This window comes from Streptococcus sanguinis, assembly GCF_050225395.1.
Taxonomy (GTDB): domain Bacteria; phylum Bacillota; class Bacilli; order Lactobacillales; family Streptococcaceae; genus Streptococcus.
This window is the reverse complement of the sequence record NZ_CP071431.1, coordinates 57,392-80,513: the sequence shown is the minus strand read 5'-3', so window position 1 is coordinate 80,513 and position 23,122 is coordinate 57,392. Positions and strand designations below refer to the sequence as shown.

Below are 23,122 nucleotides of genomic sequence, written 5' to 3'. Positions count from 1 at the left end.
CCCGCCCGCAGCCTTTTATACAATTTTTACTTTAAAGACAACCTTACGGATGGGGCCGGCTTCTTCAGCTATCAGTCCAGTCTTATGGGCGTCATTAGGATCCAGCAAGAGCAGGCTGCCAGGAGTGAATATCAGGTCAAACAAAGCTTGGCCGGACATCTGCTGCCAGTCTCCTTCCGCATCATAATCCCCTTCTTCCATATTGGACAAAAAGTTATAGTGGATGCGCTCCCTTCCTTCAAAAATCAGATGCACATCGTAAAATTCCCTATGACTTTCCCAGACCCGTTCATCGTCGGTCGTAGTCGTCATTTCAATGACATTGTAAAAGAAATCATCAGACACAGGGTGGTTGCCCTTTTCATCTTGGCTGACATCATGTGTCTGTAAAAATTCTAAGACTTTTTTTAAGGCAGGATGCTGAATGTCTCTCTCAACAGCTGCTCCTTTATATTGAACTAGTTCCATTAGTGCCGTACCTCCCAGGATTTATCTGCATGAATACTTGCAATATCGTAAACAGTTGTATTCTCTGGCGCAGCCTTGCCGCCAGTTAAGACGGAAACCACATAGCCTACAATTAAAGAAACAACAATTGAAATCAATGAATAAGCCCAAATACTAACTGCTTCTGCTGGCAGAGCGTACTTGATGACTAGTAGGACAATACTGGAAGCAATCATAGCCGCATAAGCTCCCTTGAGGTTGGCACGCTTGGTGAAGATTCCTAGAATAAAGATTCCTCCCAAGACACCTAGTACCAAGCCCATAAAGCCATTAAACCAAACATAAGCCGATGTAATACCTGTATGAGCCATCACGATTGAAACTACTGTGGAGAAGACTCCTACACCTAGAGAAACATATTGAGCGATTTTAGTCCGTTTCTTGTCGTCCAGATTGCTGGACACAACATCTTGAATATCCAGAGTCCAAGAAGTCGCTACAGAATTAAGACCCGTAGAAATAGTAGACTGAGCCGCCGCATAAATGGCTGCAATCAGAACACCGGTCACTCCAACTGGAAGACCATAGGCGATAAAGTAAGTGAAGATCTGGTCTTGAGGAATAGAGCTGCCCTCACTGCCTGGATGCTGTACTTGATAATAGACGTATAAACCTGTACCAATCAGATAAAAGACAGAAGCGATAAAGATTGACAAAACTCCATTCGTAAACATCATTTTATTGAGTTTCTTCACATTCTGAGTTGTCGTAAAGCGCTGAACGATATCTTGCGAAGATACATAAGAGGACAGGGTATTGATACCAGATCCCAAGATAATTAGGAAAATAGAATCTTTCAGCAAGTTAGGATTGAAAATAGTTTCTTTCCCTGAGATAAATTTACCACTGGCCAGCTCACTAGCAATATCGCCAAAGCCACCCTTGAGATTAGCAATCAGGAAGAAAAGCCCTACAACTGTACCAATCAAGAGTACAGAACCTTGAATAAAGTCTGTCCACAGAACTGACTTGACTCCACCGGTATAAGAGTAAACAATGGCAATCGCACCCATCGCGATAATCAAGATATTGACATCAATCTTCGTCAGAGTAGCCAGAGCCACTGAAGGTAGATACATAATGATGGACATGCGGCCGATTTGATAGATGATAAAGAAGACAGCTGACAAAGCCCGCAAGGCCTTAGAACCAAAACGTTTTTGCAGGTAGTCATAGGCTGTATCAATATCCAGACGTGCATAAATCGGCAAGAAGAAACGAATAGCCACTGGAATGGCAAAAATCATACCCAGCTGGGCAAACCAGAGCAGCCAAGTCCCTGCATAAGAGTTCCCCGCCAGTGTCATAAAGGAAATCGGACTTAGCAATGTAGCAAAAATGGAAACAGATGTTACATACCAAGGCACCGTTCCATCACCTTTAAAGAACTCTTTACCCTGCATTTCCTTTTTCGAGAACAGCAAACCTGCTACCAGAACAACTAGTAAATACACAATCAGGATAATCATATCGATTGTGGTAAAACCAACATTTCCCATAGAATTTCTCCATTATTATTCATCTCCAGAGCGTGGGGTGGGCAGGCTTAGACTGCCCTAGACTCTGGTGTCACACTCTTTATATTACAAGAAGTCTTCTCTTATCTGCTTAATCATAGCAGCCGCTTCTTTGGCAATCGCATAGTCCCCCTCAGATAGAGGCTCTAACGGTGCTCGAACAGAACCAATATCCAAGTCCTCATTGAGACGAAGAATTTCTTTCATAACAGCATAGAGATTTGCGCGACCGCTGACCATCTTGTAAATCACACTATTAATCGCATGCTGCAGTTCTTTAGCACGATCCAGATCTTTGTCAATGATAAGTTGGTTGAGCTTAAGGAAGAGGTCAGGCATCACAGCATAGGTTCCGCCAATTCCGGCCTTAGCACCAATAACTCGACCGCTGATAAACTGTTCATCTGGACCATTAAAGACAATATGATCTTCCCCACCTTCTGCGACAAAGATTTGAATATCTTGAGTCGGCATAGAAGAGTTTTTAACCCCAATAACTCGTGGATTTTTACGCATTTCTGCATAGAGTGCTGGTGTCAGAGTCGTTCCAGACAGCTGCGGAATATTGTAGATGACAAAGTCAGTATTCGGAGCCGCTGCACTCATATCGTTCCAGTACTTAGCGATAGAATAGTCCGGCAAACGGAAGTAAATAGGAGGAATAGCAGCGATAGCATCAACACCTAAACTTTCAGCATGCTTAGCCAGTTCCACACTGTCCTTAGTGTTGTTGCAAGCCACATGAGCGATAACTGTCAGTTTGCCCTTAGCCACTTCCATGACATTTTCCAAAATTAATTTCCGGTCTGCTACACTGAGGTAAATACACTCACCAGAAGAACCATTAACATAGACACCCTTAACTCCCTTATCAATAAAGTACTGAGTCAAAGCACGAACACGTTCTGGGCTTACTTCTCCTGCTTCATCATAACAAGCATAAAAAGCCGGAATGACACCTTCATATTTTTCTAATTTTGACATATTCTTCCTCTTTTCTATTCTTTCGTTGCGTCTGCAAACTTCCTTGTAATCAGCTGCGGCCGTGTAATAGCAGATCCAACTACCACACTAAAGGCTCCCAGCTCTAGAACTCTTTTCACCTTTTCAGGACTATCAATATTCCCCTCAGCAATCAGAGGGTGCTGAATCTCAGCTAAAGCTTTTCGGATGATTTCAAAGTCATTGGCTTCAATCTTATCTCCTTCGCTCTGACTAGTATAGCCCACCAAGGTTGTTCCGATAAAATCAAATCCCATTCGATCAGCTTCCAGCATCTCGCCAATAGTTGAACAATCAGCCATCAAAAGCTGCTGAGGATATTTTTCTTTCACTTTCTGGAAAAATGCTTTTAAACTCTCTCCTTGAGGTCTGCTGGAATTTGTCGCATCTAAAGCGATAATCTCCGGATGGGCTTCCATCAGCTCATCTACTTCTATCATAGTTGGTGTAATAAAAGCTTGAGCATCTGGATAATCTCTCTTGATAATCCCAATAACTGGCAAATCCACCGCTTCTTTAATCGCCTTGATGTCTATAACCGAGTTAGCCCGAATTCCGCTAGCACCTCCTTCTTTGGCCGCCACTGCCATACGAGCCATGATAAAGTCGCTATGTAATGGTTCGTTTGGTAGAGCCTGACACGACACAATTAACTTATGTCTCAACTCTTCCATTTGATTCCTATCCTCCTTACTCATTTATTGTAAGCCTTTACATTTATTATCTTAACATTTATTGCAATTAGTTTCAATATAATTTTACTTTTAGAAAGTACTTTCTTTTTGGGCATTACTTTTTATCTCAGTTTGAAACTTATACAGACGAATATAGCTAAAGTATTTATTTTTTTCGTGGCTGTTCCAACATTTTTCTACAACTAAAAAGAACTAGGCGAATGCCTAGTCCTAGGGGGAAGCAGTTTTGTAGACTTCCAATCTTAAAGGAATAAATGCTAACAAAAACCAAGCTCAACCAGCTTATTTGAAAGCCCATATTTGAAGTTTAAATCAGCAGAATGCCAATTAGCAAAACTCCGCCACTTGTTTATTCCAAAAGGTATCAAAATCGCCGGGCATTTCATCTCTTCCGCGATAATCTAACATTTCTTTAAGTAAAGTAGGGTTTTTCATGTCTTATCCTCCCAACGATTCTTGAGACCTCTTCCATCATACCATAGAAAGAGGAAAATTTCAATAGGTTAATATATAGATTTTCTGTTTTTCTGAAATTTGTCGGGCCCACTACCTAAGAACCTATATGAAGCAGGAGCAGTAAATAGAACAAACTAAATCCTATGTTTAGGCCGGCTCCGTTAAGGTAGGGGCGTCCGATTCTCAGCTTTTCTACCAGTAAGATAGTCAACAGACTCAGCGGTAAAGGAGTCAGCAGCCCCAGATAAGCAGGCAATATTGTCTGACCGGTAACTATTAGCAGTGAGTAAACGAGCCAGCCTAGACCGGTCAGGGCGATAGCTGTTCGCCAGGTTATATCTAGAAAGAGGACTGCTTCATTGATAAGCTCGCTGTCTTCGTCTGAGCAGACCTGTCCGTTGCTTCGTTTATAAGCCTTTTTGCTGATGATCCCAACGTAGTAAAAGGCCACATGTGCCACTGGCGACAGAGCAAATCCAATTCCTAACAAGGCTATTGACAGATAGGCCCACAAGCCCTTATTTGTCAAACCAAAGAGAGCATAAAGCGAGACTAACATAAGAGGGATTGAGAAGTTAGCCACCAGAGCACCTAGACGCAGCCGACCGACAGAGCCAGACAGCATCAGCATAGCCAGCTTCTTATTGCCAATCCGACTCTGCTCCGTAAAGGAAGCATAACTTTTCTTGTTTACCTCAAAGCCAACCAGCAGAATATCCCCCAACAACCAGCAAAGACCACTCAACAGCCCAACCCATAAAGATAAAAAAATCACATTGCTCTCCTTTTTTCCATTGTCCCCTTATCTTAGCACAAAAGCTCACTCAATCACAAGTAGTCAGAAGGTTTACGTCTTTTTACCCCAGCAAGCTCCTTTCCTTAAGACACATAGCGCTCACGTCACTCCGCTCCTCAGCATCAATGTCTCTAAGCTCAGCTTCGACCAGAGGTCTTGCCTGGCTATATGTTTTTTCAAGGTATACAGCTTTTGTCCCAAGAGACAAAACTGCATCCACTGCTCTATGACTCAACTTTGTCCTACGGACGCGTTTCCTTAAGACACATAGCGCTCACGTCACTCCGCTCCTTAGCATCAATGTCTCTAAGCTTAGCTTCGACCAACGGTCTTGCCTCGCTAAGATACATAGAAAAATCCCCCACCAAGGGGTAGGGGATGACCGACAGACTGTCTTATTTTTTATTGAAGAAGCTATTCGCTTATTTGCGGCGTCCTGGGCGTTCCTTGTAGCCATAGTAAGCGTCTTCGATGATTTCCTGCATGTGGTCAACCATTGGAAGACGTGGGTTGGCTGGAGAACATTGGTCTTCATAGGCAAGGAAGGCCAATTCGCGTGAATGTTCTTTCCATTCTTTTTCGTCAATACCTTGAGCCTTGAAGTTCATTTCGATACCGACACGTTCTCCCAGTTCATAAACAGCTGTTGCAAATGATTCAACACCTTCTTCTGGAGTAGATGCTGGCAAGCCGAGTATGCGAGCGATGTCTTGGTATTTCTCATCCGCACGGTAGTAGTTGTACTTAGGCCATGTCGCTGTCTTAGCTGGACGTGTACCGTTGTAGCGGATTACGTATGGCAGCAAGATCGCATTGGTACGACCGTGGATTGTGTGGAACTGAGCACCAATCTTATGGGCCATAGAGTGGGAAATTCCCAAGAAGGCATTGGCAAAGGCCATACCAGCGATAGTAGAGGCATTGTGCATCTTTTCGCGAGAGTGGAAGTCTGCGTTCTTAACAGAGCTTTCCAGGTTTTCAAAGACTAGTTTGATCGCTTGGAGAGCCAAACCATCCGTAAAGTCGCTTGCCATCTGAGATACATAAGCTTCTGTTGCGTGAGTCAGCACGTCCATACCAGTGTCTGCTGCAACAAATCCTGGAACAGTCAGTACCAGAGCTGGGTCTACGATAGCTACAGTTGGAGTCAGAGAGTAGTCAGCAATTGGATACTTGCGGTTGTTAGCCTTGTCAGAGATAACGGCAAACGGTGTTACTTCTGAACCTGTACCAGATGTTGTAGGAATCGCGATAAACTTAGTCTTCTTACCAAGCAATGGGAATTTGAAGGCACGTTTACGGATATCCATGAATTTTTGCACAAGGTCACGGAAGTCCACTTCTGGTTGCTCATAGAAGAGCCACATTACTTTAGCTGCGTCCATTGGTGAACCACCACCTAAGGCGATGATTGTATCAGGTTTGAAGGTACGCATAATCTCCGTACCACGTTCAACTGTTGTGATATCTGGATCTGGTTCTACGTCTGCAAAGATTTGGTAAACAACCTTATTCCGACGAAGATCGAGTTGTTCGATGATACGATCTAGGAAACCAAGCTCTACCATCGCATGGTCTGTAACGATCATGACACGTTCCACATCACGACACTTTTGCAGGTATTGGATAGAGTCACGCTCGAAGTAAGTTTTTGAAGGGAGTTTCATCCATTGCATATTATTTCTACGTCTTCCTACTTTTTTGATGTTCAAGAGATTCACAGCACTAACGTTATCACCAACTGAGTTGCGACCATAAGAACCACAGCCCAGAGTCAGTGATGGCAGGAAGGCATTATAAACATCTCCGATACCGCCAAAAGTAGAAGGTGAATTGCAAATAACACGGATGGCACGAACAGCCTTACCAAATTCCTTAGTCAACTCTTCGTCCGCTGTATGGATAGCAGCTGAGTGACCAAGACCATGGAATTCTACCATTTGACGGGCCTTTTCAACACCGTCTTCACGAGATTCAGACTTGAGAACAGCGATGACAGGTGACAGTTTTTCACGTGTCAATGGCTCTTTTTCACCAACTTCTTTACACTCTGCAGCCAAGATATTCGTATCTTCTGGCACGCTGAAGCCTGCCTGCTCTGCAATCCAAGTAGCTGGCTTACCAACGATATCCGGATTTAGCTTAGCACCAGCACAGTTCTTGCTGTTTGCCTTAGCGCCGAAGCAGAACTCTTCCAACAGAGCTTTTTCTTTCTTATTTACAAAGTAAGTATGATAAGATTTGAACTCTTCTACAAATTCATCATAAACTTCCTTATCAATGATAACGGCTTGCTCAGAAGCACAGACCATACCATTGTCAAAGGACTTAGACATAACGATATCGTGCGCTGCTTGACGGATATTAGCGGATTTTTCCACATAAGCTGGTACGTTTCCGGCACCAACCCCCAGAGCTGGCTTACCACATGAGTAAGCTGCCTTCACCATTGCGTTACCACCTGTCGCAAGGATTGTTGCAATCCCTTCATGGTTCATAAGTGCAGAAGTTGCTTCCATAGATGGAGCTGTAATCCACTGCACACAGTTTTCAGGCGCACCCGCAGCAATTGCTGCATCACGAACGATTTGAGCTGCATGGGCAGATGATTCTTGAGCAGATGGGTGGAAAGCAAAGATGATTGGATTACGAGTCTTCAAGGAAATCAAAGATTTGAAAATCGCTGTTGAAGTCGGGTTGGTAGTCGGTGTGATACCGCAGACAACACCCACTGGCTCCGCAATCAAGGTCAATCCAGTCACATCATCTTCTTCAATAACACCGACAGTTTTCGTATGGCGCATATTATTCACAACGTGCTCACAGGCGAAAAGGTTTTTAGTCGCCTTATCTTCAAAAACTCCACGGCCCGTTTCTTCATAAGCGTGCAGAGCCAACTCACCATGGGCATCCAAAGCTGCTACAGAAGCCTTGGCTACAATGTAATCCACCTGTTCCTGATTCAGCTTTCTCATTTCCTCGAGTGCAACCAGACCTTTTTGCACCAATTCGTCGACATGCTTTTGCGCTGCCAAAGCCTTGTCTTCTTGTTCTACCGTTTTCTTCTTTTCAGCCATTCTATTCCTCCAATGGTTTTGTCTTAGGTTAGACGAAGAACACTAACCTTTGTTAAATATTTCACAATTCAATTATAACTTATTTAATATCTTTTGTAAACACTTTCACTCAACATTCACAAACTTTTTCCTGTTATTTTGTGAATATTAGAAAACAAGCGCTGATTTATTAGATTATTTTTGTCTATTTTGTGAAAAACTTTTTTAATTTTTTAGAGATTTCACATACTTTTGTTTTCACATAATATATGAAAGCGCTTTCTTATTTTAGATATAAAAAGCTCGGACGAACCGAGCTGATCTTTACTTTATAAACTTATAAAAGATGAACCTTAATTCCCATTTTTAATAATAATCTCAATCGTCATCATAAACACGTTCACCGTGGATTTTGATATATTCTTCTCGAAGCCTTTCCTCCTCTTCCCATAGAGGATCTCTTACCGGTACCATTGTCTTTAATTCTTCCAAACTGATTTCAACAGCTTCATCATAAGTCAGTGAAAGAACATCCTTGTGATATTCCTTAAATTCTTCTACACTTAGCCAACTTTGCTTGCCGTCTTCGCTAATCTGACCATCAATGGCAGATGCTACTTCAATAGCCATAACGTATAAAGCGCGCTTGTCAACCATTAAAATATCTACATGAGTTGAGGCAATTCGAAGAAACTCCCCTTTTTCGCGGTCGTCGGAAATAAAGGCATGTTCAAATTCAAGTTCAATATCTTCATATTGCAAGGACAACCAAGGATTGCTCGGAATTATAAAAGGAGCCTTATCCCATCTTTCATCAACTGAAGCCCATTTGCGCAACTCTGCTCCGAAATAAAAATCATCTTGCAGCATCTCATCATCACCAACGTTGGAGTAACTTATTTTCTTGCCATTCCGTTCTTTAAACCACATCTTCCAAACTAGTTCTCTAGTAGTAAATGTTATTTTTTTAGCATAATCACCTTTGATGTATAGTCGCATATTGTCCACCTAGTTTCCGTAATAATTTCGACAACCCTAAAAATCCTATTAATTATCTCTTCCTTTGTACTTGTACCAAGCTTCTTTAGTCGGCTATTAGCACCACTCACGAAGGTTCACTTTTCGAGTTCCTACTCGACTTCATCTATCCACCACTCGGGCTTCAAATTGAGCGGGTCTATCGTCAATATTGGTGATAGTAATATTATACGGTTTACTTTTAGTAACATCAAAGATTTTTTTATTAGTATAATTAACTACAATTCCATCTTCCTCCAGGTGAATATTTTTTTGATTATTAGATAGTTTTTTATCAGTCGTTTCACCATTTTCATAAATAGATTGAGAGATATACTGTTCCTTAACATAATAGTAAATTCTAGAATTTTTTTCGCTCCAAACTTCAATACCTGTTAATTTGATTTTTTTATCATCGTTCTTTTTTAAAATCAACTCAGAACTATATCCCAGTTGGTCTGCATTAGGATGCGCTCTCAGCTCTATGCTTTGACCAGGCTGCAAAGTGTATTTACCGTAATTCAAAACTGCTTGAACATACCATATAAGAAACAAACTATATAATAACGCAATAATAATCCGTGATTTACTATTTTTAAAATAACGGAAAAGTAACACTAGAGAAGTAATAAAAACTATTGAAGTTATCATTCTTTATTCTCCTTCTTGTATGCATCAATTCCATCCTGAATCATAGCAGCGTCTCCTTCATTGTCCCCATAATGACCTTGCAATAAACTCAAGTCATATTTAATATCTGCACCCACTATGAAATATTTATCAACATCAAGATAATCCTTGCACTTCCAGTTTGAATCCCCATCGAATCTCTGTTAGTAGCATTAGATAAGGCTGTGTTTTCTTTTGGTTTCTATAAAAGCTCGGACAAACCGAGCTGATTATTTATGGTTTCACATTACCAGAATTTGCTTCATCTATGGCTTGCTTAATGGTATTGGCATAGAGAGTTCCCCCTTCAATGATGGACTCTGAGTTCGAGCCAAAGTGGACATAGTCTGTCCCTTCCCAAATCTGCGGATTTTCGATAGCAGTTTGATGCCAATCAGCCACAAAGACATAGTCGTACTTTTTGGCTAATTCCAGTTCATACTCCCGCTGCTGGGCCAAGACTCCGCCCTCTGAGCGACCGTCATAAGGGGTCACGAGGATCAGCTGATGACCCTTAGGCAGGCTGGAAACATACTCATCCAAAAGTTCATTCGAATAACCAGACGAATTGGTTCCAAGAGCCAGGACAACCTGCTTCTTCAGCACTCTATTAGCAATATCTGTCTTGTAGACCTCCAAGCCTGTACTCAGACTGCGACTAACGACAGTGTCTAGCTCGATTCCTGGTAAGATCTGCTGCAATTGATCGCTAGAGCGGAGGGCAACCGAGTCGCCAATCATGGTAATCCCGTCCGCCACATTGTACTCAGTCGCCTTGGACTGATCAACCTGACTCCGAGTTGTCTGCATCTTAGTGTCAGCTTGATTCAGAGCATTGACAATCAAACTTTCCTCAAAAGCTCCGACCTTTGGTGCTGTCACCGAGATAAAGAACATAATCAAAGTCAGCGGAATCATACTGTAAAAGATTGGTCTGGTAAGAGACGATAGGTCCATCTTGGTTCCCATGATAACCGGCTGACGACCAGCAAGAGTTGGCTCCAAGATATAGAAAGACAAGGCTGCAAAAGTAAGAGACAGCAGCGTGGTCAAGAGAACAGCCAAGCTGTTACTCATCAGCTGGGTAAAGATAATATAGAATGGCCAGTGGAAGAGATAAACACCATAGCTGGTATCCGCGATAAAGTTGATAATGCCAGGCTCTTTCACATCAGGGAGCTTGTCATGCAGCATCCTGGCAGCCAAAATCATCAGACAGGCCAAGATAGTCGAAATCAAGAATCCTACCAGGTAGGTCCAAAGGTTATCAAACTTGAGCAGGAAGCTGAGCAAAAGCAAAACAGCTGCACTGCCCCCCATAATTCCTAGCACTTGCTTGAGAGCCAGCTTTTCTTCCAGCATCTTAAAGCGACTGCTGACATGGCCGACGCCAGATAAGGTTGCTAGGATGCTTCCTGCAAAGAAAGGAAAGACGTGGGTCAAACTTGAGAAATAAATGTCAGAGTAATTCTTAGTGGTCAAAGCACCAGCAAACATTGATACAAAGCTGAGCAAAAAGAGACCTGCAGAAACCAGAGCAATCATGCCGCGATAGCGGGCCGTTGACTTGGCAACCTTGCCCAAGCCCCAAGCAGCCAGCCCCCAAAGAACATAATAGTGCACTTCTAAAGCCAGACTCCAAGTATGGATCAGGATGTGCGGTACAAACTGACTCTCATAACTGCCGCCTGAGAGCATTTCATAAAAGTTTGTCACAAAGCCCAAGGCAGCTGCAATCTGTGTCCCAATCCCAGCCACAAAATCCTTACGAATCAAGAGAGTAAAGGGCATAACGACCAAAATCATAAAGACCAGAGGCGGTACAATCCGATAAAAACGCCGTTTGAAAAAGCCTTGGATATCGATTTCTTTCTTCTTGGCAAACTCGTCAATAAGCAGAGATGTAATCAAGAATCCAGAAAAGGTAAAGAAGATATCCACGCCAATAAAACCGCCAGGGAAAACGCCCTGGAAGTAATGATAAAGCAGAACTAGAAGCAGCCCCGTGATTCTGACGAGCGAAAACCATTTAATGCGCATTTTGATAAATTCCTTGTTTAAACGTTCCTTCATAAACGACATTGCCTTCTGTCGTTAGCTTTCCTTGTCCATCGGCCTGACCCTTGCTGAAGTCCCCTTCATATTTCCAGCCAGCCTGCGAGGTAAAAGTTCCTTTGCCGTCAAAAATGCCATTGCGAAATTGACCGGTATAACTGTCCCCATTTTGAAAAGTCATAGTCCCCTGACCGTTCATCTTCCCGCGAACCAAGGTCCCGTCATACTTGATCTTCCCCTGATCCAGCGTTAAAACGCCCTTACCAGGAATCCCCGAGGTAAAAACCAGAATAGCTGACAGTACAATGACCGTTACAGCCAAAAGTTCTAAATTCTGCCGGGTCAGATAGACCTTGTATTTAGCGTAAAATTCTTTTACTTTATCCATATTCCTATCCATCCAAACGCTCTAGCCACTTCTTGCAGCCAGCCAAGACCAAATCATAGGTTTGGTCAAAATCTCCTGTGTACCAAGGATCCGGCACACCTTCTTCTTCAAACTGATAAATTTTATGCTGAAAATCCTCAGGCGCCATCCGCTTCAAATCTCGGACATTACTTTCATCCATTCCAATGACATAGTCAAAATCCGCAAAATCCGCTGCCGAAATCTGCTGAGAAGTCTTGTTCCTATCATAAGAAATGGCATATTTCTTAAAAATAGCCTGTGTTCCCCGATGAATGGGATTGCCGTGCTCCCAGCCTGAGGTTGCCCGGCTCTCGATTTTCAGTTGGTCTGTTAAACTCTTCATGACGAATTCTGCCATCGGACTACGGCAGATATTGCCCAAACATACAAATACAATTTTCTTCATACAATACCTCGCTATCTATTATAACAAAATAATGGCAAAAACTAGCCCTGAATCGTTTACAGTTTCCTGATTCTCGTTGAAAACTGGCAAGCCCTACTCCTATTATGTCTGAAAATAGCAAAAAACCACCGTTTGGTGGCTTTTTGTAGGGAGATTATTTTTTAAAAAGAAAAAAGTTTTAGGAGTTAAGTTAATTTCTTAACTTGGTTATAGTATAATATCCATTTCTTAAAACTTCCTTAAAATAACTTAAACATTTTACTCTTAGCTTATACCTATTTATCAGGATAGTGATATTCCAGCTGCGGCCAGCGTTTCTGCCAGTTCTTCTTAGCCAAGCGCTCAGCATAGACACGCTGGCGCTCCTTATTTTCAAGAAAATGAGGAGTCGGTCTGACCTGAAAGTTTAAGATATCCTTCAAACCATAGGGAGCAAAAAGTTCCAGTTTATCATTTGCCAGCAAGCGCAGTCCGATAGTCGTGCAGCGCTCAGGATACTTACTCATGGCTTCGCGAGCATTTTTATAAGGCGCCGTTCCAGGACTATGGCGGTGCATATAGGCTTGATTTCTCAACTCCCATCGATACTGTGGCCAGTCTGCCTTGAGCTTGGCTTCCAGCTCTATCGTCTCTGCCTCAGAATAACTCGGATCAAAGAAAATGACATCTACATCCGTCTCTGAGTCAAAACCTGGTCGCTCTGACAGCATATTCCAGATAAAATTCCTCACACATCCAGCCGCTAACCAAGAATCCTTGAGCTCCAGACTGCGAATAATTTCCAAAATCGCTCGGATGTCTGGATCTTGGCCTAGTCGGTCTAAAATCTCCTTTTCTGTCATCATTCCTTCATATACTCATATCCTAGATGCTCATAAGCTTTGCGGGTAGCCACGCGCCCAGTCCGAGTCCGTATGACAAAGCCTTTCTGAATCAGGTAAGGCTCATACATGTCCTCTACGGTTTCGCGCTCCTCGGCAATATTGACTGAGAGGGTTCCAAGCCCTACCGGACCGCCACCGTAAACCTCAATCATAGTCTTCAAAATCTTCTGGTCCACGTAGTCCAGACCTTCCTGGTCCACATCCAGCATGGAGAGAGCCTGGTCGGTTATCTTATCATCAATCAGGCCATTGCCCATAATCTGCGCGTAGTCCCGGACCCGCTTGAGCAAACGGTTGGCAATCCGCGGCGTGCCTCGGCTACGCAGAGCCAGTTCCTTAGCAGCCTCGTGGGTAATATCCATCTCAAAAATTTCTGCCGTCCGCTCAACGATTTCAGTCAGGTCGCCAGCTTCATAATACTCCATGTGACCAGTAATTCCAAAGCGAGCCCGCAGAGGATTGGACAGCATGCCTGCCCGAGTGGTCGCCCCAATCAGAGTGAAAGGCGGTAAATCCAGATGGACGCTGCGACTGGTCTCGCCTGAGCCAATCATAATGTCGATGTAAAAGTCTTCCATAGCGCTGTACAGCACTTCCTCTACTGCCATTGGCAAGCGGTGAATCTCATCTATGAAGAGGACATCGCCCGGCTCAAGGTCATTTAAGATTGCAACCAAGTCTCCGGACTTTTCAATCACCGGACCAGAAGTCTGCTTGAGATTTACGCCTAGTTCATTGGCAATGACAAAGGCCATGGTCGTCTTCCCCAGACCTGGAGGGCCAAAAAGCAGAGTGTGGTCCAGCGCCTCATCCCTTAGCTTAGCAGCTTCAATAAAAATCTTCAGTTGGTCCTTGACCTTGTCCTGACCGATATACTCCTGTAAATACTGGGGACGCAAGGTGCGCTCCACTAATTCCTCATCACCCATTAATTCATTATCTAAAATTCTACTCATAGAACTATTATAGCAGAAAATAAGGCAGAGGAAGCAAATCTAATCCACGTCTGAACACAAAAAAAGACCACCGGATTGGGTGGCCTTTATGGGAGATTATTATGAAAAAGTTTAGGATTTCTATCAAATAAAGTTAGGAGGTCTTCATTTGATACTCATAGTATACTGTCCCTAACTTAAAGAAACCTTAACTTTGTATAACGTATCCTTTAAAATTTAACATTTGAGTTACAATCCGATAAACATCCTGTCTTATTCTAAAATTTGAGCAAAAAAAGACCACCGGATTGGGTGGCCTTTATGGGAGATTATTATGAAAAAGTTTAGGATTATCAAACAAAGTTAGGGGGCTTCATTTGATACTCATAGTATACTGCCCTTAGCTTAAGAAAAACTTAAAGTAAAATTCAGTTAGCAAAAAAGATTTTGCTTTTGATTGTTGAGGCTGTTCCCTTGCTCAAGATTGGCTACTTATGAAAACATAGTCTCTGAAAACTGGGCAAAAAAACGGCAGAAGGAGGTACTGCCGTTTTCTGTGCTCTTTCGCGATTGTTTCTTTATAAAGTTGCTGGTACATCAGCAAAATACACCGTCCTGCTGGTAAAAATTTGACCGGCCTTGAGAATGACATCTGACTGCTGGCTGCTGTGAATGGCATCCGGCAAAGCCTGGGCTTCCAGAGCCAAGCCATTATGCTGCATCATAGGCTGTCCGTCAAACCGAACAGAATCATCCACGCAATTCGCTGAATAAATCACTAGGCAGGGCGCCTGAGTTTGAATGGTCAGGCGGCGGCCCGATGCTGGATGATAGAGCGCGCCTGCCTGGTCTCGGCTTGGGTTTAGCGCAAAGGGATGATCCAAGCCAGATACCAGCTGGATTTGCTCATCGGTCGCATCGAAAATTTCTTTAAGGGCAGCACCCTTGGTCAGCTTCTTGACAAAGTCACGCTCTGCATCAGCCTTTTTTTCAGGAAGACCGTCAGCTGCGATAGGATAGACACCATCAGTATTGAGCTGCAGGATATGGTCATCAATGGGCTGATTGAAACGACCAGACAGGTTGAAATAGCTGTGGTTGGTCGGATTGACCAAGGTATCCTGATCTGTCTGGACCTGATAGGAGATTTCCAGCTCGCCCTTCTCTGTCAGGGTATAGGAAACCCAGATTTTCAGATTGCCCGGAAAGCCGCCAGTGCCGTCAGTCCGCTCTGTATAAAAGGTGAGCCCGTCATTACTGACTTCCTCAACCTCAAAAACGCTACTATCCCAGCCGCTGGAGCCACTATGGTTGCAGTTTAAGCCATTATTGGCCTCTAGCTGAAAGGTCTGCCCATTCAGCTCAAACGTTGCTCCGGCAATACGTCCAGCCACCGGACCAATACTGGCTCCGTGCTTAGAGCTGTTTCCAATATAATCCTCAAACTGATCAAAACCGACGATGACATTGTCAAAGTGATTATCCTTATCAGGAGTGACATACTGGATGACGGTTGCTCCGTAGTTCATGACTGTTAGACGATAACCTCGATTGTTTTCAAAAGTGTAAGCTAGAATCTCCTGACTGCCCAGCTTGCCAAAAATGGATTCTCGGTAAGATTTCATGCCAAACCTCTTTTATCTATCCTGTTAAAAATCACGAACTTGCCAAGTTCTGTCTTCAAAAGGCAGGTCAAGCTTGTCCACCCAAGACACCGCTGTTTGGCGCAAGACTTGATTAAGATCCTCGATATTCTGACGGCCTGTCTCGTCCAGCCACGCTCGAGTTGCTACAGCTCCCTCTTGAGCGAAGACTGAGACTGCATCTTTCCAGGTAGCCCGTCCGCACAGAACACCATTAAACTGTGAGCCCGCTTCATGGGCTAGCCGCAGCGTTTCTTGGAAAAGTTCGGCACTGACACCAGCGCTGAGGAAGATGAAAGGTAAGTGCGTCGCATCTGACTGTTCTTTAAAGAAAGCTTGGGCTTCCGTCACGCTGTAGACTGGCTCAACCCCTTCTTTGGTGAAGCCCTCGACAAAGTTCATATTGACCGGCACTTCAACCTTTAAGACATCTACATGATAGCGGGAATCTGAAAAGAGTTTGATTGCCTCATTGACCTTATGCGGCTTAAGCTTGGCATAGTTAGCGTCCAAGACACTGTCACTCTTAGCATCATAGGTCAGAATCTCCAGAAAATAAGGAATATCCTCAGCTAAGCATTCACTGCCCACGCGCTCAACCCAAGCCTGCTTGATGTCGTTGATTTCTGGTTTGTCGTCCACATCATAGTAAATCAAGACCTTGACGGCATCTGCGCCCATGTCTCGGATGCGACTAGCTGACCAGTTAGGCAGCAAGTCCGGCAGGCGGCCCTCGGCTGTCGCATCATAGCCGGTCTTCTCGTAGGCCACTATTAGCCCGCAGGAAGCATCTCGCAGCTCGGCTGCCGGCAGACCGAACTCTGGATCCAGCAGGATAGAGCTGGCATAGGGAGTCAGCTGACTAGAGATTAATTCTTTGAACTGAACCAGAGCTTGGTCACCAGAAGGTGAGTGTTCTCCGCTGGCCAGCATTTTCTTGAGCGAACCACGCTGGTCAATAGCCAAAGCCCCGATAATCCCCTGCTCGTCTGATAATTTTTTCAGATGGCTCACTTTTTTGTGGCTGATTTGTAATTTCTCCATAACTTTTCCTTTTCTTACTGCCCAAAAGGGTGAATGATAACCCCTTGTACTACACGATTGACCGTGCCTGTCGGAGATGGTGTATCTGGACGGTTCTTGACCTTGAGCGAGGTCAAGAGAGCAAAGAGCTGAGCATAGACGACGTAAGGGAAGATACGATAGCTATCTCCCAGAGGCTCTTGGGTACTTAGCACTACTTGTTCGACTCCTTCCAACTGCTCCTCCCGGTCAGTCAGCAAGACTAGTCTGCGGACAATCCCGTCACCAGCCACTTCCCGCACCAAGTCCAAATCATAAGCCTTGGTATAGCCATCTGTCGAGCCAAAGACCAAAACGACTGTGTCTTGGTTAATCAGCGACTTAGGCCCATGCCGGAAACCGACTGGACTTTCGTACATGGTCGCAATTTGGCCGGCTGTCAGCTCTAAAATCTTGAGCTGGGCTTCATGCGCCAGACCAAAGAAAGGCCCTGCCCCTAGATAAATGACCCGACTGAAATCCAAATCAACCAGCTGCTGCACATCTGCAACGCGCCCCAAAACATCCTGGCTGAGCTGAATCAGAGCTGCAACCTTGGCTTCCTTTTGGGCTAGTTCAGATCGATCAAAGACCAAAAGGGCTGTCAGCATCATAGAGCTGAAACTAGAGGTCATGGCAAAGCCAGCATCATTAGAATCTTCCGGCTGCAGGAGCAAAAGATTCTTTTCATCACCTTGGGCCTGCTGGGCTAGCTTGCCTTGGGCAGCACAGGTAATGGTAATCTGATACAAGTCATCTACCAGCTGTTTAGCCAAGTCCACAGTCGCTACACTTTCTGGGGAATTTCCGCTGCGGGCAAAGGAAACAAGCACTGTCGGTACTTCTCTCTTCAGATGCACCAAGGGATTGGCCACGATATCTGTCGTCGCGATAGCGTTGAAATTCCATTTGCGCTCATCATAAATCTGCCTGAAATAAGGCGTCAAGGTATCTCCGACATAGGCTGATGAACCGGCTCCGGCAAAAATGACCTTGATGTAATCATGTTTTTCCTCGATTTTTTTCAGAAAAGCAGCGATAGCTGCGGCTTGAGCCTTGTAATGTTCAAAGGCTTCCTGCCAAACCCCAGGCTGCTGATAGATTTCTCTCGTTGTGATGTCAGCCCCCAGACGCTGCAATTCTTCCTGTGAATAATCTAACATTCTCTTTCTCATTCCTTTCCATCATTTGAAAAAAGGGGGAGCGAGACAGAATCCAGAAAATCAAAGATTTTCGGCTCGCTGTCCTACCCCCGCGACGATGGCTAGACTTGAACTATGCTTTTAACAAGCTTTTTCAAGCCAGACAGCGACTGCATTTTGCAATGCTGAACCATCCATTTCCCTAGGCCAAGAGGCATCTCCCAAATTCCTCTTAGACCAGTATGCTTGAATCATCCACTGTAGTAAATCCTCACCTATCAGCAATCTCCCATCTGCTGACAGCGCAAGGACTTGACCTAACTAGAAGTGATTGTTCAAGCTTTTATTCATCTTCATCATCCATTAGGCCTGCTAGAACATCATTGACCTTAACAATATTCTCTGCTGCCTTGGATGGATAGCTGACTTCTGCTCCAGTCAAAGAAGCGTTAATAAACTCAATGACCATGGGCAGATTGACCCCCGCATAAAGCTCGATATCCTGTCCTTCCATAATGAAGCGACTGACTACATTACAAGGAGTGCCCCCCAAGAGATCCGCAAAAACCGAGTAATCCTCAAAATCTTTTACCGTTTCTAAGAATTTAGCTGCGAAATCTTCTGGACCTTCCTCCGGAAGCAGGGCTACTGCATGGATGTCTTCCTGAGGCCCCATAATCATTTCCGTAGTTGTTTTCAGTTCTTCACAAAAGCGACCATGACTGACTAAAACTAATTTCTTACTCATAAATCACTCCATTATTCTGGCACTTGTCCCAGCAGGAAGTAGCCGATAGCAGAGAAGCTTACTGCCATGATAATGATAATGAAGATAGCCTTGGTAGAGTTCATTCCTTTCTTGCCCAAGAGCCAGAAGATAAAGCCTGTAAAGACTGCTGGAATCAAACGTGGGAAAATCAGATTCATCATGTCTTGGAAATCAATAGCTTTTTCACCGATGTTCCATACCCAGGATACTTCAAAGTTGATCATAGTAGCAATCAAACCACCCACCATAAAGATACCCAATACAGAAGCCGCTTCAACAAGAGCTGTCAAAGTGCTTTGCATGTTGGTGATGAGATTGACCCCTTCTTTGTAGGCGAATTCTAACTGTTTCCAACGGAAAATGTCATAAGCAACTGCTACAGCAATCCAAAGGAAAATTCCCCAAGGCTGGCCTGCGATAGCCATGGTAGCAGCGATAGATCCCATGATGGCTGGCACAAGAGAGCCAAAGATAGAGTCTCCAAGAGGAGCAAATGGTCCCATAAGACCTGTCTTGATACCGTTGACCGCATCTTTTGATTTAACACCGTCTTTTTCTTCCATAGCTAGGTCAAAACCTGCAATAATAGTGTGGAAGAAAGGTGATGTATTGAAGAATTGCGTATGCAATTTCATCATTTCTTGCAATTCTGGAGTGCCATCTCCGTACATTTTGCGCAGCTGAGGCAGGAGCATATAGAGATAGCCAGAACCTTGCATCCGCTCGTAGTTCCAACCTAATTGGAAAGTGAACAAGCTGCGTTTATTGATTTGTTTAAAATCTTCTTTTGTTAATTTATAATTAGAGTTCGTCATCTTCAATTTCCTCACTTTCTGATTTTGTGCTAGCAGCTGGAGCAGCAGCTACTGTTCTTTGGCTGTATTTGAAATGCTGTACTGCAAGGAAGATACCAAAGATAGCTACACCAATCATAGACAAACCTTTGAAGTTGTTGGCAAATGTGATCGCAGCATCTTTTGGAAGAGTTCCAACAATACTAGATACAGCCCCACCCAAAGTTTGAATGTTTGAGTAAAGCACAGTCAGCATAGCCGTCAAGCCAAAACCAAGAGCTAAGTAGTGAAGATTACGTTTAACTGGAAGGTAACGAAGCAAGATAGCAAATCCAAGTCCTGGTAACATACGACCAGCCAGTGTCAATCCTGCAGCCAGCCATTTCACACCAGCAACACCATCTACTATCGCTTGTACAAATGCTCCACCAAATGCCAGAGCCAGAAAGACTGGGAGGGCACGAGACAGAGCCCAAGGAAGTGCACCTAAGAGATAGTTGCGTTCAATACCTTTATAGTCGAAGCGTTCAACTGCTGCATCCACACGGTGTGCGAAATAAGTCGTTGTCATACGGCCTAAGATATCAAAGTAAGTTAGCAAAGTTGCTACCGGTACTGCGATTGTCGCGATAGCCAACTCTGGCTTAATGCCTTGTGCTACGGAGAAGGCTGTCGCCAAAACGGCACCTGATGTCGCATCAATACGAGAAGCCCCACCAAATGTCCCTACACCAAGAACGAACAATTGCAGGCTACCACCGATAAACAAACCGGTTGTCAAATCGCCCATAATCAAGCCAGTAATGAAACCAGCAAATACAGGGGATCCTGCTGACGAAACGATGGTCAACTCATCACAGATTTGATAAGCTGAGTACAAAGTGAGTAGTAAAATTTGCCACCATTGTATCATAACAATGTCCTCCTAAAATTTTGTCTTATTTTAATAACTTCATGAAGTCCTCAACCGGATCGTTGGGAACCATTTGCGCTGTCAGTTTTACTCCTTTTTCATGAAGCTTGTGAAAGGCTTCAACATCTGCATCTACCACATTGATAGAGCGAGTAATAGAGCGAGTTTCGTCTGACTGAGACATATTGCCGACGTTCAGCGTTTCCAGCGGAACACCAGCTTCGACCAACCGCAGGAAGCGGTCTGGCTTGCGAGCAACAATCAAGAGTCGCTGCGAATCATACTTGCCGGCCAAGATATTTTCTGCCGCCTTAGCAATCGGCAAGACACTGAGTTTCACACCAGCTGGCGTTGCGAGCTTGAGTCCGCTCTTTTCGATAGCATTTTCAGCTACCTCATCGTCAATCACCATAATGCGTGAAATGTTAAGCTTGGTAGTCCAAAGATTGGCTACCTGTCCATGGATCAAACGTCCATCGATACGTGCACCTACTATTGTCATAGATTTTCCCCCTTTATTGTTTTAAATGTAGGTTGGTTAACTAAGTGAATGATTTCGTTGTATACCCCTTCTGTCTCAAAGATAATGATGCGATTGTCGCCTTCTCTGAGCAAGCTGTGCGGGATATAAAGCGATAAGGTCGGTCCGACATTCCAGAAGCGGCCAATGCTGACACCGTTGACAAAGACGACGCCCTTGCCAAAGTCGGACAGATCCAGATAAGTATCTTTAAGCGCTTTCATTTTAAAGTCAAAAGCGTAGAAAGCTGGTTGCTTTTTCTGCCACCCTTTCGAAAAGTCAATCTTTTCTGGATGTTCCAGTGGCAATGGATAATGCTGCCAGTCAAGCAGGAAGTGCAGGTCCTTGCAGACACCGGTACGAATGCCTTTCTGCTGGGTATCTGCCAGCAGCTTGTGCCCATAATTGACCCGGCCCATATTTTCCATCAGAATGTCAAGCTGGTGCTCTGCCTTTTTCTGGCCGTCCACCAGGATATCCTGACCGATTTCTGTCTGGTACTGGGTTGCTATGTGCTGACCGTCCACATAGAGCTGCATACGGTCGCGGCCATCAATGACACGGAGCCTTTCCTGATCAGCATCCCAACTAGCCCAAGTCCGATAGAGCAAGTAGCCGACATTTTGCCCCAGCTCCTCCATCTTCATCGGATAGAGACTTTCGATAGGCTCTGCCAAATCAGGCAATGTTTCAAAGAGACTGACTTTCTGACTGAGCGGAATATTCCTGAGCTCAAAAGACTCTTTCACCAAGGGCTCCATCTGCGGATACTCTGGATAATACTTTTTCAGCATCCTCTGGACTGTATAGTACTTGTCCGTCGGATTGCCTCGCTCATCGAGTAGAGCATCATAGTCATAGGAAGTTACCTGTGGCAGGTCAATGACACCTCTGGCCGAACAGCCGTTCATGAAGCCAAAGTTGGTACCACCATGAAACATATAGAGATTGATTGAACCCTGCTGGAGCACTTCGTGAACTGCTTGAGCCAACTCGTCTGGATCTCGCTTGATGACAGGCTCTTTCCAGCGATTGAACCAGCCATCCCAGAACTCCATACACATGAGCGGCCACTTTTTGCCATGCTCGTCAAAGAATTCCTGCATCTGGGCAAAATTATAATCTGCCTTGGAGCCGAAATTTCCTGTCACAAAGACATCATCATCAATCAATGTACCCGCTTGAAGGGTAGCCCGCCAAGGTCCGTCTGAAGTAAAGAGCGGACAGGTTACACCTCGTTCTTCCATGAGCTGTCTGATTGCTCTTAGGTAGGCCTTGTCTTCTCCATAAGAACCGTACTCATTTTCCACCTGCATCATGAGGATATTGCCCCCATTGTCCAGAAGCCTTGGAGTCAGTCGCGGCAGCAGCTCGTCATAATAGCTGGCCACGGCCTGCAGAAAGGCCTCATCTGATGAGCGGATGCGCATATTTTCATTGAGCAGCCAGGCCGGCAGACCACCGAACTCCCACTCCGCGCAGATAAAAGGCGAAGGGCGGATAATGGCATAAAGTCCCAAATCCTGAGCTGTCTGTAAAAATGCCTCAATATCTAAAATCCCTTGGAAGTTAAAGACACCTTTTTGGGGTTCGTGCATATTCCAGGGAAGATAGGTTTCCACTGTATTAAAGCCCAGAGCTTTGAGATTATAAAGGGAATGATACCAGTCCTCAGGCTGTACCCGAAAATAGTGAATGGCTCCCGATAAAATCTTAAACTCCCGATCATCCAAACAGAAGGAATGACCAATTTTGAATCTTGCCATCTGATGTTCCCTTCGGTTTAAAACCGCTTTCATCTCTTATTAATATTAATATAATAAATTTTTGCATAAATGTCAACATTTTTTTTAAAAATATGTTAAAATCTTAAGT

At 44.2% G+C, this 23,122-nt stretch carries 23 protein-coding genes; all 23 read right to left on the bottom strand.

Annotated features, from left to right (window positions below; translation table 11 throughout):
* Positions 1-15 precede the first annotated feature (15 nt).
* The 23 genes from J1C81_RS00485 to J1C81_RS00375 all read right to left on the bottom strand — a co-directional run bounded on the left by J1C81_RS00485 (position 16) and on the right by J1C81_RS00375 (position 23,046).
* Positions 16-468 carry a YhcH/YjgK/YiaL family protein gene (locus J1C81_RS00485; protein WP_002916757.1) on the bottom strand — a complete coding sequence of 151 codons (453 nt, stop codon included), beginning with the start codon at positions 466-468 and terminating at the stop codon, positions 16-18.
* Positions 468-2,006 carry a sodium:solute symporter gene (locus J1C81_RS00480; RefSeq protein WP_002901990.1) on the bottom strand — a complete coding sequence of 513 codons (1,539 nt, stop codon included), beginning with the start codon at positions 2,004-2,006 and terminating at the stop codon, positions 468-470. Before J1C81_RS00480 ends, J1C81_RS00485 begins: the two co-directional genes overlap by 1 nt.
* 84 nt (positions 2,007-2,090) lie before the next feature.
* Positions 2,091-3,008, bottom strand: coding sequence for a dihydrodipicolinate synthase family protein (locus J1C81_RS00475; protein ID WP_002911380.1), 918 nt, complete (start codon positions 3,006-3,008; stop codon positions 2,091-2,093).
* Positions 3,009-3,022: 14 nt separating this feature from the next.
* A complete protein-coding gene (locus J1C81_RS00470) occupies positions 3,023-3,724 on the bottom strand; it encodes an N-acetylmannosamine-6-phosphate 2-epimerase (RefSeq protein WP_002911373.1) in 702 nt (233 codons plus the stop codon).
* A gap of 324 nt (positions 3,725-4,048) precedes the next feature.
* Positions 4,049-4,156, bottom strand: a complete 108-nt coding sequence (locus J1C81_RS00465) for an acetylxylan esterase (protein WP_223310948.1) — start codon at positions 4,154-4,156, stop codon at positions 4,049-4,051.
* 115 nt (positions 4,157-4,271) lie between these two features.
* The gene (locus J1C81_RS00460) at positions 4,272-4,952 is read right to left on the bottom strand and encodes a DUF6796 family protein (RefSeq protein WP_002916758.1); all 681 of its coding nucleotides are present in this window, start codon (positions 4,950-4,952) and stop codon (positions 4,272-4,274) included.
* Positions 4,953-5,034: 82 nt separating this feature from the next.
* Complete coding sequence (locus J1C81_RS00455) at positions 5,035-5,193, bottom strand: hypothetical protein (protein WP_002916759.1); 159 nt, start codon at positions 5,191-5,193, stop codon at positions 5,035-5,037.
* 202 nt (positions 5,194-5,395) lie between these two features.
* A complete protein-coding gene (gene adhE, locus J1C81_RS00450) occupies positions 5,396-8,050 on the bottom strand; it encodes a bifunctional acetaldehyde-CoA/alcohol dehydrogenase (protein ID WP_002916760.1) in 2,655 nt (884 codons plus the stop codon).
* A 357-nt stretch (positions 8,051-8,407) separates the two neighbouring features.
* Positions 8,408-9,028 carry a hypothetical protein gene (locus J1C81_RS00445; RefSeq protein WP_002905737.1) on the bottom strand — a complete coding sequence of 207 codons (621 nt, stop codon included), beginning with the start codon at positions 9,026-9,028 and terminating at the stop codon, positions 8,408-8,410.
* 141 nt (positions 9,029-9,169) lie between these two features.
* Positions 9,170-9,697, bottom strand: coding sequence for a hypothetical protein (locus J1C81_RS00440; RefSeq protein WP_002898792.1), 528 nt, complete (start codon positions 9,695-9,697; stop codon positions 9,170-9,172).
* Positions 9,698-9,949: 252 nt separating this feature from the next.
* Positions 9,950-11,755, bottom strand: a complete 1,806-nt coding sequence (locus J1C81_RS00435; RefSeq protein WP_032909980.1) for an acyltransferase family protein — start codon at positions 11,753-11,755, stop codon at positions 9,950-9,952.
* Positions 11,745-12,170 (bottom strand): MORN repeat-containing protein, encoded by a 426-nt coding sequence (locus tag J1C81_RS00430; RefSeq protein WP_002916762.1) that lies wholly within the window; start codon positions 12,168-12,170, stop codon positions 11,745-11,747. Before J1C81_RS00430 ends, J1C81_RS00435 begins: the two co-directional genes overlap by 11 nt.
* Positions 12,163-12,585 (bottom strand): low molecular weight protein-tyrosine-phosphatase, encoded by a 423-nt coding sequence (locus tag J1C81_RS00425; RefSeq protein WP_002916764.1) that lies wholly within the window; start codon positions 12,583-12,585, stop codon positions 12,163-12,165. Before J1C81_RS00425 ends, J1C81_RS00430 begins: the two co-directional genes overlap by 8 nt.
* 275 nt (positions 12,586-12,860) lie before the next feature.
* A complete protein-coding gene (locus tag J1C81_RS00420; RefSeq protein WP_002916765.1) occupies positions 12,861-13,430 on the bottom strand; it encodes a nucleotidyltransferase family protein in 570 nt (189 codons plus the stop codon).
* Positions 13,427-14,425 (bottom strand): Holliday junction branch migration DNA helicase RuvB, encoded by a 999-nt coding sequence (gene ruvB, locus J1C81_RS00415; protein ID WP_002916766.1) that lies wholly within the window; start codon positions 14,423-14,425, stop codon positions 13,427-13,429. The genes J1C81_RS00420 and ruvB overlap by 4 nt, the downstream gene beginning before the upstream one ends.
* Before the next feature lie 557 nt (positions 14,426-14,982).
* Positions 14,983-16,029, bottom strand: coding sequence for an aldose epimerase family protein (locus tag J1C81_RS00410; protein ID WP_002916767.1), 1,047 nt, complete (start codon positions 16,027-16,029; stop codon positions 14,983-14,985).
* A 24-nt stretch (positions 16,030-16,053) separates the two neighbouring features.
* Positions 16,054-17,091: a tagatose-bisphosphate aldolase gene (gene lacD / locus J1C81_RS00405; protein WP_002916768.1), complete on the bottom strand. Its 1,038-nt coding sequence runs from the start codon at positions 17,089-17,091 to the stop codon at positions 16,054-16,056.
* 14 nt (positions 17,092-17,105) lie between these two features.
* Positions 17,106-18,284, bottom strand: coding sequence for an SIS domain-containing protein (locus tag J1C81_RS00400; protein ID WP_002916769.1), 1,179 nt, complete (start codon positions 18,282-18,284; stop codon positions 17,106-17,108).
* 310 nt (positions 18,285-18,594) lie between these two features.
* The gene (locus J1C81_RS00395) at positions 18,595-18,999 is read right to left on the bottom strand and encodes a PTS sugar transporter subunit IIA (RefSeq protein ID WP_002916770.1); all 405 of its coding nucleotides are present in this window, start codon (positions 18,997-18,999) and stop codon (positions 18,595-18,597) included.
* Between the two features lie 11 nt (positions 19,000-19,010).
* Complete coding sequence (locus J1C81_RS00390) at positions 19,011-19,835, bottom strand: PTS system mannose/fructose/sorbose family transporter subunit IID (RefSeq protein ID WP_002914222.1); 825 nt, start codon at positions 19,833-19,835, stop codon at positions 19,011-19,013.
* Positions 19,822-20,727: a PTS mannose/fructose/sorbose/N-acetylgalactosamine transporter subunit IIC gene (locus tag J1C81_RS00385; RefSeq protein WP_002898808.1), complete on the bottom strand. Its 906-nt coding sequence runs from the start codon at positions 20,725-20,727 to the stop codon at positions 19,822-19,824. Before J1C81_RS00385 ends, J1C81_RS00390 begins: the two co-directional genes overlap by 14 nt.
* 25 nt (positions 20,728-20,752) lie before the next feature.
* Positions 20,753-21,229 carry a PTS system mannose/fructose/N-acetylgalactosamine-transporter subunit IIB gene (locus J1C81_RS00380; RefSeq protein ID WP_002898809.1) on the bottom strand — a complete coding sequence of 159 codons (477 nt, stop codon included), beginning with the start codon at positions 21,227-21,229 and terminating at the stop codon, positions 20,753-20,755.
* A complete protein-coding gene (locus J1C81_RS00375) occupies positions 21,226-23,046 on the bottom strand; it encodes a glycoside hydrolase family 35 protein (protein ID WP_002916771.1) in 1,821 nt (606 codons plus the stop codon). Before J1C81_RS00375 ends, J1C81_RS00380 begins: the two co-directional genes overlap by 4 nt.
* Between the last annotated feature and the right edge of the window lie 76 nt (positions 23,047-23,122).